This window comes from Brucella pseudogrignonensis (assembly GCF_031454375.1).
Taxonomy (GTDB): Bacteria; Pseudomonadota; Alphaproteobacteria; order Rhizobiales; family Rhizobiaceae; genus Brucella; species Brucella pseudogrignonensis_A.
The window spans coordinates 263,634-275,669 of record NZ_JAVDQT010000005.1 but is presented as its reverse complement, the minus strand read 5'-3'; the positions used below and the strand labels follow the sequence as shown (position 1 = coordinate 275,669).

The following is a 12,036-nucleotide window of genomic DNA, read 5'->3' as shown; positions in this document are numbered from 1 at the left end:
AGTATAATGATGCAGAGCGCCTCCAATCACCGATTGGGAGCGCCTGCTAATTTTACCGTCATGATGCAGAAAAACAGGCACGTTACCGCTATTAAAACCATGCATAGAAGCCACCAGATCGAGCTTTGCTGAACCAAATATGCAGCGAGTGGCGTAGCGGCGGCACCGAGCATAAGCGGCAGCGCGCCTAATATAGCTGCACTTGAACCCAAAGCTTTATTTCGCTTAGCGAGGGCTATGGACATCAAAGTGCTCTCGGCTATTCCTAAGCCCGCCAACGATACGAACATACCAATGACTATCCCATAAAAACCCATGGGTGTCATAGATGAGGTGAGGGCGATACTTGTTCCAATTAAAATTGCCAATGAACCAATTAGAGCCAATTTCTGAACAGCCATGTGAATAGCCAAACGTGCACTGAGCATAGCACCGAGTAGAACAGCGAAACCAGTTCCGCCAAATACTAACCCGAAATGAGATGGCGATAAGCCATAGTGTTTCTGATAAGCAAACGCAGAGCCTCCAATATATACAAACAGAAAGACGAAAGTCAGAGTCAATGCAGTCGCTGGAACCAGAAATTTCGGGTCGGACAGGATCTCAGTATATGTACGAAAAATCTCGCCGAACTCTAGTTTTGTCCGTTTTTCGGCTGGAAGCGATTCAGGCAACATTATCAAACTACTGATCAATACCAGAATGCCAAGTGCGGCTAAGGTTAGAAAAATAGCGCGCCAGCCAAACGCTTCGCCAATAAGTCCACCAATTGCTGGCGCAAAAACTGGACCGAGGCCCTGAACGGTCATTAGAAGTGCAAAAATCTGTGTCGCACGAGCTCCCTCTGCGACATCCCGAACACTGCTCATGGCCGTTACGATTGCCAAGGATGCAGCCAGCCCCTGAAAAAAGCGCGCGATTATCAAGCTTTCATGTGTTGATGCCCAAGCAGACCATACAGATGTGAAAACAAATATTAGGATTGCGGTGAGTAGGGGGCCTCTGCGCCCGAGGGCATCTATAATGGGTCCAAATATGAGCTGCCCACCACCCATAGCCAATAAGAACACGGTCAAAGTGAATTGCATGGTCGTATAGTTAGTGCCTAACTCGTTTGCCATTACGGGCAACGAAGGCAGATACATATCGATTGATGTTGGCCCAAGTAACGTTAGAAAGCCCAAAGCAATGGCGACACCAAAGGACGCCGTGCCTGTATCAGTTACGGTTTTCATAAAATCCTCTTAAGGCCGCCAGCGCGGTTTTTGGGATGAGCTATGGTCGACTAAGTCGGGTCAGTTTTAGCATTCGACTTCCGCAACGTCGCCTCAGCATGATTGACAACAGAGAGCCATTCTTCGTGGTCAGGATCAATCAGACCCAGACCACGCAAGAAAAATAAGCCTTCGATTGCCAGAATTGCCTGACGAATATCGCGGCCTCGTTGTGTTGATCCATCAAAATGAGTGAAAACTGAGCGGTAGAATTTCCGTGCAGGCTCCGATACTTCGGGCGCATTAGAAAGTGCTGTCATCAGCAATGACGCAGTTCTTAAATGTGTTTCTTCCTGACTTTGGATCTCGGCTACATAAGCATTGAGCATTGCTATCGGGGACGTATCAACCGGGTCTGCTTTCGCATTCCAGCAAACAGTGAAACGGTGCAATTCACGCGCAAGTGCTGCGGCAATCAGCTCATCTTTGCTTGCGAAGGCATAGACCAACCCACCTTTGCTGACGCCAGCACGTTCTGCGACCGCATCAAGCGTAAAACCACGTCCTTCACTTTCAACCATAACGGCTTCTGCAGCATCGAGAACGCGATCGTGGTCTATCTCTCTTGGGCGGGCCATTTTTATCTTTCATGAAATTGGTTTGCTACAGCCTGGTGTAGTTGATTTGAAGTTCCTATCATGTGTGTTTTCACTTTTCGGAACTCCATATCCCTAAACCATTCTAGTGACGGAACACATACTCAGAACCATCCGCAAACCGATTCAGGCGATAGATCGATGAATCCGCAGTCGTTTTCTGTCCGGCGATCATTTGTGCGATCATTTCGCCAGATGCGGGCGCTGTGGTTAGTCCATTTCCGGAGAATCCGGTTATGATGAATAGACCTGGCACTTCGGGTACTTCGCCAATATACTGGGTAGAGTCAGGCGTAGCGTCGATCATACCTGCCCATCTTTGTCGAACGATAGCCTTCTCATACTGCGGATAAGCTCTGCGAAGACTTGCTAAAGCTCGATCAGCTTCTTGTGTGTCAACATTTGCGGAAAGCATCCGTACTTCTTCAAATGGCGATATTTCATCTGCTTTCCAGTTCGATTTAACCTGCAACGATGAAAAGAAGTCGCTTGAAGTGCGAACGTTAATTAACCCGCTCGAGTGTTTCAAAGCTGGCAGGAAGTCGAATACATACCGGAAGCTATCATCAGTAATCGGTGAATTGTTGCTGGAAACTCCAATGGCCGTTTCGCCATTTGCCATGTGTCGCCAAGCAAAATCAGGCCCATATCCTGCACCGGGCAGGGCGTCGTCGATTTTGCTAACTCTTTGCATTGAAGAGTTAATAGCGAGTTGAGGCAGGCTAATCCCGGCATTGCGAGCGAACAGAGATGACCATGCACCACCTGCAACAACAACCGCTTTTGCTTTGATATAGCCGAGTTCGGTGTGAACGCCTGCTACTTTTCCAGCTTCTCGCTCTATGGTCCTTGCTGCTACAGGTGCGTAAATTTTTACACCTTCGCGGAGTGCTCCTCGTGCTATGCGGGACACAGACCAGGTTGGCTCAGCAGTACCGTCACTGGCCTGATAAAGTGCAGCACGAAACTTCTCCGACGCTCCCGGAATAAGCGCGTCGAGATCGCTACCCATGATAATGCGTGCATCCATTTGCGGCTGTACTTCGAGAGCGCTTTTCAGCCATGCATTGCTCGCTTCAACCTCTTCATCGCTGCTTAAAAGCGAGAAGTTTCCCGATTGTCGAAAACCAATATCTTCTCCAAAGCGGGCCGCAAAACCCTGCCATATGGCTTTTGATCTGTTGCTAAGCTCAAGCTTCCCCAAATCCCAGCCGTTTGAATAAATCCATCCAAAAGCCCGGCTCGATTGCTCTCCAGCTACGACACCTTTTTCGAGGATAACAGTGCTTAAACCGCGCTCATTGAGGAAAAGCGCGGTCGATATGCCGGCAATTCCACCACCAATAACGACGACATCAGTACTTGCAGGTATGGTTTGCGTTGTGTCTACGGGTTCGGCCAACGGCACATGAGATGGCGCACGCCAACCGGGTGCCGAAGCGAACATTGCCCCACCTGTCGCACCAACAAGTGCACTACCCAAGATCACACTGCTGTTCTTGAGAAATCTTCTTCTCGATATTGTCACGAGCAACTCCCTGATTGCGCGAACGGAGTCTCCGAGACGCAATAATTTTGATGGGATGCGATATATGACTGATCAGTCGAAAATGCAAACACAGATGAGTTCACATAATTGCGAGGAATATTAGATCACTGTTTTTATTGCCTTTTAAGTTTAATAATTGCTGTTAAACGGCGATCTTTCCCAGCTTCTGCTTCTATGCAGGGTGGAAGAAAGACAGTCGGAATATGGACCTATAATATCGTGAGGCCCACCATCAATGTCAGTCAAGGAAACTCCTTAAAGGCAATGATAGCGGGCCCAAAAATATGACCTTTGAACAACTGTATGAGCGGCTATTTTAATTGAATTGTTGCAGCTTCAATATCCGGCTTCTGAGGGATGATAGCACTTTTCACATACCATTCAGCAATCTTGTTAAGTTGTTCTGTATCATTAGCAGTAACAGGGGTTGTTGGAACTGCATTGCTATTACCGATAGCATCTCCCAGTTCGACAGGAATATTCATTTCCTTTGCCCATATCGATCCTGCTTCCGTCTTGTTGGCAACCGCCCAGGCATTGTCTTGTTTCAAGACGTCAAAAATTGCCTGCAAGTCATCCGTGTTTTCGTTTGCATATTGGCGGCTTGAAACCAGAACGACTGCATTGTCAGAGCCTATAGCAGCGCCATCTGCAATGACTTTTCCGTCATAGGATTTCTCTGCAATCGCGACAAATGGGTCCCATGTTGCCCATGCATCTACGTGCCCTTGTAAAAAGCTTGGACCACTATCACTTGGGCTCAGATAAACACGTTCGACGCTGCCAGCGTCTACGCCATTTTTTTCCAGTCCCTGCATCAGCAGATATTCACCAGTACCGCCCCGGTTGACCGCAACTTTTTTGCCGACCAGATCTTTGATTGACTGAATTTCTGATTCTTTTTTCGCAACAATACCCTCAGAAGTTGCCGACATCTTCTGATAGCCAAAGATAGTGAGGGGGATGTTCGCAGCCAAAGCTGCAATTGCAGAAGTTGAGCTTCCGGCAGTGATATCAATGCTGCCAGCATTCAATGCTTCAAAAGCCGGCGCTGCGGCAGGGAATGGACCTGCCCATTCCACTTTCACGCCGCGTTCAGCCAATGCTTTTTCCAATGTGCCACGCGATTTAGCCAGTGTAATGTCGTTTGGCCCGCGCAGCCAGCCAATCCGAACGACCTGATCGGCAGCGAAGCTGGTTGTGCTGGTAATCAACATAGCCGCACCAGTAAGCGCAGCCAGAACGTAACGTTTTTTCATGAAAATCTCCGCTTAGTGCGCATCCCGAAAAGTATGAAATGGTTTTCGGATAAAGATGCGTGTTAAAATAAATCATTAGAGCACTGGTCTGACCCAGTCAGCTCAATGCTCTAATGGGGCAGGGGTATGTGCCTGACGCCAAGCGCTTCCAGCAGTTCAGCTTCTATGACGGCCGCGCGTGTGTCGGTTCGCTGCCGTGGGTGATCAACGTTAACTCTCAAGTCGTGCGTAAAGCGCCCCTGATCCAGAACCAAAATACGGTCTGCCAAGGCTACCGCCTCCCATATGTCGTGCGTTACCAGAAGCATTGCAGGTTTGTGCTTTCGCCAAAGGTCGAGTACCAGAGCGTGCATGTGCATGCGCGTGAGGGCGTCTAGTGCCGCAAATGGTTCATCAAGCAGCAGCAGTTCCGGCTCACGCACCAAGGCTCTCGCCAAGGCCGCACGCTGCGCTTCACCGCCAGAAAGTGTGAGCGGCCATGCGTCCAGCCGATGTAGCAAACCTACATCGGTCAGTACCTGCTTCGCTTTTCCGGTGCTGTGTGATTTTGGAGCGCCGAGTGTCACATTGTCGATGACTGTCTTCCACGGCATCAGGCGCGGTTCCTGAAAAACAACGGCTCGACGCTGTGGTATGTTCAATTCATTTGCAGGCGCACTATCAAGGCCAGCCAAAACGCGGAGCAAGGTTGATTTCCCGGAACCACTTCTTCCAAGGAGTGCTACAAACTCCCCGGCTTTGATGGTGAGGTCTATACCATTGAGAACCTGCGGGCCGCCGAAGGAGCGTGACAGGTCACGAATTTTGACAACTTCACTCATGATACCACCGCAGGACGCCAGCGCAGGCTATAAGTCTCAATGGCACGAACCAGACCATCTGTTAGAAGCCCCATAAGCGCGTAGACCAGCAGGCAAACCACAATCACGTCCGTCTGTAAAAAATCACGCGCGTAAGTGAGTATATAGCCGATGCCGCTCGACGCGTTGATTTGCTCGGCGACGACCAGACTTAGCCACGCAATGCTTAATCCATAACGGATACCAACAAGCAGAGACGGCATAGCTCCGGGGATAATTATATGACGAATGATGTCTATTGTACTCAAGTCAAGAGTGCGCCCTGCTTCAATGAGCTTGCGGTCAACGCTGCGTATGCCGCCATAAAGTGTTAAATAGATCGGGAATACAGAACCGAACGCCACCATCCCGATTTTGGGAGCCTCTCCAATACCATACCAAAGAATGAACAGTGGCAGCAGGCCCAGAAAAGGCATTGCTTTGAGCATTTGTACGGGGGGATCAATGATGGCCTCCCCAATACGGGAAAGGCCAGCTAAAAGCGCAAGTACAATGCCAATCACAAGCGCAATTGAAAACCCGGCAAGTACACGCAGAAACGAGACCGCGAGGCTGGTCGCGAGTTCACCAGACATCAAAAGGCGCAATGCCGTTGTCGCGATTTCGAGTGGTGACGCCAGCGTGCGTGGCGATAGGAGACCTGACATGCTTGCCAATTGCCACAATATCAAAATGATAATGGGCGACAACAGTCTGAGCAGCCATTGTGGTGTAATGGCTTTTAGTTTGCCCTGGTCATTTTTGCTGGATTGAAACTTTCCTGTTTTTTCCAGAGCTTGCGCGTCAGCCATTGGCGCCCTTTCCAGTCAGATCTCTGTCAAATAGAGTCGACCAGGTGAACTGTTTTCGTTCATTCACAGGACGTTCAACGGGGAGGCGTGGAAGAACAAGCTCTCCAAAACGATAGGCTTCTTCCAGTAGGGGCATGCCAGATAAGATAAACGTGTCAACGCCGACGGCCTGATAAGCCTCAAGCGTTCGGATAACCGTATCAGGCGAACCGACAATTGCTGTGCCAGGGCCGGGGCGCACCAAGCCGATGCCTGCCCACAGGTTTGGAGAAATTTCAAGATCACGCAGATTGTCGGGTTTCACGCCACCATGCATGGCCGTCATTCTCTGCTGTCCAACTGAATCGCTATTGGATACAAAGCGCTTGTTGCCAGCCATAGCTGCTTCGTCCATTTGATCGTAGAGATCAGCGGCGGCTTCCCATGCTTTCGCATCTGTAGAGCGAACAATTACGTAAAGACGAATGGCATATTTCAGCTCACGTCCATATGATGCAGCCCGCGCTTTGACTTGCTTTACCTTTTCGCCCATTTGCTCCGGCGTTTCGCCCCATGAGAGATAAGTATCGACGTGTTTTGCTGCGACATCGATAGCACTATCAGATGAACCACCAAACCAAAGTGGGGGCGGTGCGATGGAAGAGCCAGCAGGCAGCGCAAGCTTTGCGCCTTCAGTCTGAAAATACTTTCCCTTATGGGTTACGCTTTCACCAGCCATCAAGCGATGCCATAGACACAAATATTCGTCAGCCATCACATAACGTTCGTCATGAGGAAGCATCATGCCATAAGCACCGAGCATTTTGGCATCGCCGGAAACCACATTCAGCATTAAACGGCCGTTGGAAAACTCCTGAAAAGTGGCTGCCATTTTTGCCAGAAGCGTAGGGGCGACAAGGCCTGGGTGAAAGGCAAGCAAAAACTTCATGCGCTCAGTGTAAGGCAATAGTGCACTTGCCAGTGGCCAGACATCATGCGCACCTGTTGCAAACAATGCACCCGTATAACCCAGATGATCATAGGCTTGCGCTAACTGTTTATAATAGCCGTAATCGACAACGCGTGAGCCTTCAGGTTTCCAGGGATAAGCACCATCGGGTGCGCACATGTACCACAGCACATTCATGCTTCTACTGCCTTGCTATTCTCTGTCATAATGTCGATTTTTCTGCTGATAGCATCGTGTCGGAGCAAGATGTCTGCTTCCGCCTGCTGTTCTTGCAGAAGGGTTGAACCAGAAGCCAGAATTCCCCAGTTCCGTTCCGAAATAACTCGCGTCCAGGCACGACGCTCATTGTCATCTGAACCTTTGGAAAGTAATGCCGCTGCCTGAGCGGGATTTGCAATGATCTCGCCGCTAATTCTCGTGAGTTCTTGAGTAAAAGCCTGTATGACATCATGCGGCAGCTTCCGCTGCGCAATTGTCCAGAACACCGAACGATTGGGAATGGTGGTTCCACAATGTAGTATTGGATGAAACTCGCCACTGGCTAACGCTTGTTCCAGATGCGGAGCCATAGCTATCCAGGCACTAACTTCGCCTGAACGCAGGAGATCACGCGATGGGCTGGCCAAAAGGTCGTGACGCTTCACATCATCAAGACGAAGCCCAACCTGTTCGAGACTTTTTGCCAAAAAGTAAGTGTGAAATGATCCATCAACCAGCGCAATATCAAGCCCTTTGAGATCAGCAAGTGTCTTGATGGGACTATCTTTGCGGACTAAAATTGCACCGTTGGCGGGGCGTTGCGCCGAAGCCGCGACATAGATAACCGGCAATCCACTTTCTGCAGCCAGAATGGGGGGAGTGGAGCCCGTGCCGCCTATATCAATTGTACCAGACTCCAGCATTTTTGCTGTGTCCCGACCTTCAGCGTATGGAATAAATTCGGAGTTTAATTCCGCAAAAGCACCCGGCCAGCGTGATGCCAGCGTCAGATGAAGATTGTTGGGATGGAACCCAATTTTAAACACCATGAAAATTCGATCCGGTTGCAAAGTCGTTATATAAAATTATATAATGAGAACGAGGCAGCGATCATAGAAAGACGCAATTAAACATCGGCGCAAACGCGAAAAATTATTCTTAAAATGACACGGTTTTTAGATGAGATGATGGGGCACAAGGTAAATGGATCAAAAAACTGGCGTAAAAAATACTGTTCCAAAAGTGAAATGCCAAGCGATTGGCGAGGCCTCGGAATTCTTAAAAGCGCTCTCAAACCCCGTCAGACTATCAATTCTCTGCGTATTGTTAGAGGGGGAATCTACGGTCAGCGATATAGAAGAATTTCTTGACATTCATCAGCCAACTTTATCCCAGCAATTGGGTGAGTTGCGGGAAGCTGGAATGATTGAAGGCAGACGCGTTGCGCGCGCAGTGGTGTACCGAATTGCTGACGCACGCGCGGGACAACTGATCGGTCATCTGCGTTTATTATTTTCTTCACCCGGCGCATCGCCAATTTGGAGAGGCGCGCAATTGAACGGTGATGGTCATGTCAAAATGTCAGACATGTCGTAAGCACAATTCGAGCGGACAGCACGATCATACTTTGTCACTGGGATTGCGCACATTTTGACGAGGTATAACGACTCGGAAGTATGCCTTTTTCTTCGCGAAAAACCTTGCTGAAATGGCTGAGATTATCAAAACCAACCGCATAGGCAGCCTCAGTTACGCTCACACCTGATTGAAGGAGGGCCGCAGCCGCATCAAGCCGCGTTGTGCGCAGATAATCATGAACCGACCTGCCAATTTCAAGACGAAACGCTTGCTTGAGACGGCGTTCATTGAGGCCAACTTCGCGGGCAAGTCTCGGAATTGTCCAATCGGCGCTATATTGTTTCTCGATAATTTCGACTGCCTTATGCAATTTGAGCATTTCTTCTGAGGTAATCGGTTTGACGGGCTTGCCCGTCTGACCACGCGAAACCGTATCAAGGCCAATACTCAGCGCTTCAATGGACTTGCTGTAAAGATGCAGCTGTCGGGCTAACCCCGGTTCATAACGACATTGAAAAAGACTATTCGCAGCGGCAAGCAATTCTGGCGGAGCCTTGAATCCTACCAAAAAGACATCTTGTTCTGGCAGACTGTGTTCGGTCATCACAGAGCCGCCGAGTTTTGAAAGCGAAACACCCCCCAGTTTTTCGAGCAATGCGGCCTCAAAACGAATATCAACAACGCGCAATCTCTGGTTTGCCTGAACGAAATTTTCGCCGCGCGTCGTTCTGTTGCAAGCAAACAGCACAGCAGAACCGGACTTCAAAGCAAAGGGTGCTGCACCATCGACGGATAAGGTTCCTAGACCATCGAGGAATACGGAGAGGGAGAACGTCGCCGGTCCTTCAGGGTGGAAAACCGTATCTGCAACCGGCGTCACATCAATCATGAAAACGGTGATGTCGCTATCTGGCTGTTCGACTTTTGTGAATGCGCGCCAACCCAGCTGGTCAATTTTTCCATCAACAGCTTCCCGCCAATGATCGTCTTCTTGCTCATGGTGCAATGGATCGTTTGAAAATGTCATCTGCGATGCAGCTTTCCGGCAAATTAGTCCCGTTTCCGTTAATCGACGTTCAAAAAACGTTAGCTCATAAATCCATAAAGTGGAATAGAGACATCAAGTTTAACTTGGCGGTTCTGGTGGATCAATATGCTCGACGTGAGAAAGATTGTTTTGGCGAGTTCGGTGTGCTTCACAGGCATGACGGGCAATGTGTCGCTCGCTCAGGAAAATGGCGGGATCATTCTCGATACAATCACCGTTACGGCATCCAAACGCGAACAGGCATTGAATTCGATTGATGCGTCAGTCTCGGTTGTGACCGCCGCGCAACTGGAAGAGCGCGGTATCCGCACCGTCGACGATCTCCAGAAAGTCTTTCCAGGCTTGAGTATCGCCAATCGCGGCAATCGCATCTATTCGAATTTTACAATTCGTGGTCTCTCCTCACCAGACTATTTTAACCCAACTGTTCAGATCTATGTCGATGGTGCACCGCAGACGCCTTCGACTTTTTCACAGATGCTGGTCGATGTAGATCGGGTTGAACTGTTGCGCGGCCCGCAAGGCACCCTGTACGGCGCCAACGCCTATGGTGGCGTGATCAATATCATCACCAAGAAGGGTGATAAAAACCGATTCTACATTCAGTCCACCATTTCTGCACAGGAACCATCTGTTCAGATTGGCGGCACTGCTGTTCTCACGCCTGATACGCTGTTCCTGGATTACGCTGGCACGTTCGCACATTTCTCCGGTGATTTTGATGATCGCACCACAGGCGACGACAACATCAATACGTCGGATAACGGATTTGGACGCGCAACCTTGCGTTATGCGCCTACCGGTGGTGATTTTGATGCTTCAATCACCTATTCACGTGAGTGGTTGCGCTCACATGAAGAGGTTTACGCTTTTCAGCAAGACGTCGATGATCGTATCTATGACAGCGGTCTGTATGGTGAGCTTCCGCTTCTCAAGCGCAAAGTCACGAACATCTCTGGCCAATTTAATTATCGTTTTGGTGATTTCACGCTTTCCAGCATTTCAGCCTATCAGGAAAGCGACGTGATGCGTAATTTTTCGTCCGGTGCTGGCTCAAGATATTTCTGGCCACAAAATGATAAGTTGTTCACGCAAGAAATGCGACTGGCTTATGACAGCGCGATGTTCAGCGGCGTGGCAGGTCTTTGGTACAGCCATGATGACTTCACTGGAACCAAAAACGGCTATACCGGCTATTATGGTGACTCCAGCAACAATGTCGTCAATGACAGCATTGCAGCCTTTGGTGAAGTCACATGGCATGCGACCGACAAACTGGATCTGACCGGCGGCTTACGTGCTACCTATGACCGCTCCAGTATCGATGCCTATCGTGACGATACATATGCAACTGGCTATGGCTTTGATTTTGATAACAAAGCCCATTTCACGAGCATTCAGCCAAAAGTCGCGATTGGTTACGAAATTGCGCCTGATACCCGATTGTTTGGCGTGATCTCTCGCGGTTATAAACCGGGTGGTTTCAATCACAGTATTTCGTCGACCATTGATGCTTCACCCTATGAAGCTGAATCAGCATGGAATTTTGAGACTGGCGTAAAATCGACGCTCTTAGGCGGCGCGGTGGATGTATCGGCGTCGGTTTATTATATCCGCTCGACTGACAAGCAGATCTATGTCGGAATGATTGGCCAGCAGTTTATCCGAAATGCAGGTGAAGCCACCAGCGCAGGCATTGAGCTGGAAGGCACATGGCGGGCTACAAACCGTCTGACACTGACTGGGAACGCTGCTTTTGGACGATCAGAGTTCACTGATTTTACGGACCCTTACACGGGCGTAAGCTATGATGGAAATCATGTGCCCTATGCACCCGACGTCACCACACATATCAATATTGCCTACATACTCAGTGAAGATATCCTCAACGGTACGCTGACGGCAAATGGCGGTGTCAATTACAACTCGAAGGTCTATTTCGACGAAGCCAACAGCACGGGGCAGGATGGATTTTCGACCTTCGATGCAAGTCTCGATTTCGCCAATACATCTGGTTTTAAGGCACAGCTTTATGTGCAGAACATCGCCGATAAGAGCTACAAAACCTCTGGCTTCGTAAACGGCCCTTATGAGTTGGGTACATTGGGCAAAGGCCGCACCTTTGGCTTGACCCTGCGCAAGGACTTCTAAGC

Annotated in this window: 11 protein-coding genes; 2 read left to right on the top strand and 9 right to left on the bottom strand. The window is 49.5% G+C overall.

From position 1 onward, the window contains the following. Window positions 1-26 precede the first annotated feature (26 nt). From J2782_RS15965 to J2782_RS15930, 8 genes are all read right to left on the bottom strand, one after another. Window positions 27-1,235, bottom strand: a complete 1,209-nt coding sequence (locus J2782_RS15965; protein WP_310014345.1) for a multidrug effflux MFS transporter — start codon at window positions 1,233-1,235, stop codon at window positions 27-29. A gap of 50 nt (window positions 1,236-1,285) precedes the next feature. Next, on the bottom strand, window positions 1,286-1,852 hold the full coding sequence (locus J2782_RS15960) for a TetR/AcrR family transcriptional regulator (RefSeq protein ID WP_310014344.1): 567 nt from the start codon (window positions 1,850-1,852) through the stop codon (window positions 1,286-1,288). Between the two features lie 103 nt (window positions 1,853-1,955). Next, window positions 1,956-3,353 carry an NAD(P)/FAD-dependent oxidoreductase gene (locus J2782_RS15955; protein WP_404989658.1) on the bottom strand — a complete coding sequence of 466 codons (1,398 nt, stop codon included), beginning with the start codon at window positions 3,351-3,353 and terminating at the stop codon, window positions 1,956-1,958. A 377-nt stretch (window positions 3,354-3,730) separates the two neighbouring features. Beyond that, on the bottom strand, window positions 3,731-4,678 hold the full coding sequence (locus tag J2782_RS15950; protein ID WP_310014342.1) for an aliphatic sulfonate ABC transporter substrate-binding protein: 948 nt from the start codon (window positions 4,676-4,678) through the stop codon (window positions 3,731-3,733). A gap of 110 nt (window positions 4,679-4,788) precedes the next feature. After that, entirely contained in the window at window positions 4,789-5,499 is a 711-nt protein-coding gene (locus tag J2782_RS15945; protein WP_310014340.1) for an ABC transporter ATP-binding protein, read from the bottom strand. Further along, on the bottom strand, window positions 5,496-6,329 hold the full coding sequence (locus J2782_RS15940; protein ID WP_310014338.1) for an ABC transporter permease: 834 nt from the start codon (window positions 6,327-6,329) through the stop codon (window positions 5,496-5,498). The genes J2782_RS15945 and J2782_RS15940 overlap by 4 nt, the downstream gene beginning before the upstream one ends. Beyond that, window positions 6,322-7,455: an LLM class flavin-dependent oxidoreductase gene (locus tag J2782_RS15935; RefSeq protein WP_310014336.1), complete on the bottom strand. Its 1,134-nt coding sequence runs from the start codon at window positions 7,453-7,455 to the stop codon at window positions 6,322-6,324. The genes J2782_RS15940 and J2782_RS15935 overlap by 8 nt, the downstream gene beginning before the upstream one ends. Next, window positions 7,452-8,306: an ABC transporter substrate-binding protein gene (locus J2782_RS15930; RefSeq protein ID WP_310014335.1), complete on the bottom strand. Its 855-nt coding sequence runs from the start codon at window positions 8,304-8,306 to the stop codon at window positions 7,452-7,454. Before J2782_RS15930 ends, J2782_RS15935 begins: the two co-directional genes overlap by 4 nt. A 154-nt stretch (window positions 8,307-8,460) precedes the next feature. Between J2782_RS15930 and J2782_RS15925 the strand changes: the two genes are divergently transcribed. Beyond that, window positions 8,461-8,853 carry an ArsR/SmtB family transcription factor gene (locus tag J2782_RS15925; protein WP_310014334.1) on the top strand — a complete coding sequence of 131 codons (393 nt, stop codon included), beginning with the start codon at window positions 8,461-8,463 and terminating at the stop codon, window positions 8,851-8,853. A gap of 34 nt (window positions 8,854-8,887) precedes the next feature. Here the strand turns inward: J2782_RS15925 and J2782_RS15920 are convergent, their stop codons facing one another. Continuing rightward, entirely contained in the window at window positions 8,888-9,862 is a 975-nt protein-coding gene (locus J2782_RS15920) for a helix-turn-helix transcriptional regulator (RefSeq protein ID WP_310014332.1), read from the bottom strand. 126 nt (window positions 9,863-9,988) lie between these two features. Between J2782_RS15920 and J2782_RS15915 the strand changes: the two genes are divergently transcribed. Continuing rightward, window positions 9,989-12,034 (top strand): TonB-dependent receptor, encoded by a 2,046-nt coding sequence (locus tag J2782_RS15915; protein ID WP_310014329.1) that lies wholly within the window; start codon window positions 9,989-9,991, stop codon window positions 12,032-12,034. The last annotated feature ends 2 nt before the right edge of the window (window positions 12,035-12,036 follow it).

Excerpts from the sequence above, each read along its gene's own strand:
- J2782_RS15935 (WP_310014336.1), bottom strand. The coding sequence starts at position 7,455 with ATGAATGTGCTGTGGTACATGTGCGCACCCGATGGTGCTTATCCCTGG.
- J2782_RS15915 (WP_310014329.1), top strand. The coding sequence starts at position 9,989 with ATGCTCGACGTGAGAAAGATTGTTTTGGCGAGTTCGGTGTGCTTCACA.
- J2782_RS15950 (WP_310014342.1), bottom strand. The coding sequence starts at position 4,678 with ATGAAAAAACGTTACGTTCTGGCTGCGCTTACTGGTGCGGCTATGTTG.
- J2782_RS15960 (WP_310014344.1), bottom strand. The coding sequence starts at position 1,852 with ATGGCCCGCCCAAGAGAGATAGACCACGATCGCGTTCTCGATGCTGCA.
- J2782_RS15945 (WP_310014340.1), bottom strand. The coding sequence starts at position 5,499 with ATGAGTGAAGTTGTCAAAATTCGTGACCTGTCACGCTCCTTCGGCGGC.
- J2782_RS15920 (WP_310014332.1), bottom strand. The coding sequence starts at position 9,862 with ATGACATTTTCAAACGATCCATTGCACCATGAGCAAGAAGACGATCAT.
- J2782_RS15930 (WP_310014335.1), bottom strand. The coding sequence starts at position 8,306 with ATGGTGTTTAAAATTGGGTTCCATCCCAACAATCTTCATCTGACGCTG.
- J2782_RS15965 (WP_310014345.1), bottom strand. The coding sequence starts at position 1,235 with ATGAAAACCGTAACTGATACAGGCACGGCGTCCTTTGGTGTCGCCATT.
- J2782_RS15940 (WP_310014338.1), bottom strand. The coding sequence starts at position 6,329 with ATGGCTGACGCGCAAGCTCTGGAAAAAACAGGAAAGTTTCAATCCAGC.
- J2782_RS15925 (WP_310014334.1), top strand. The coding sequence starts at position 8,461 with ATGGATCAAAAAACTGGCGTAAAAAATACTGTTCCAAAAGTGAAATGC.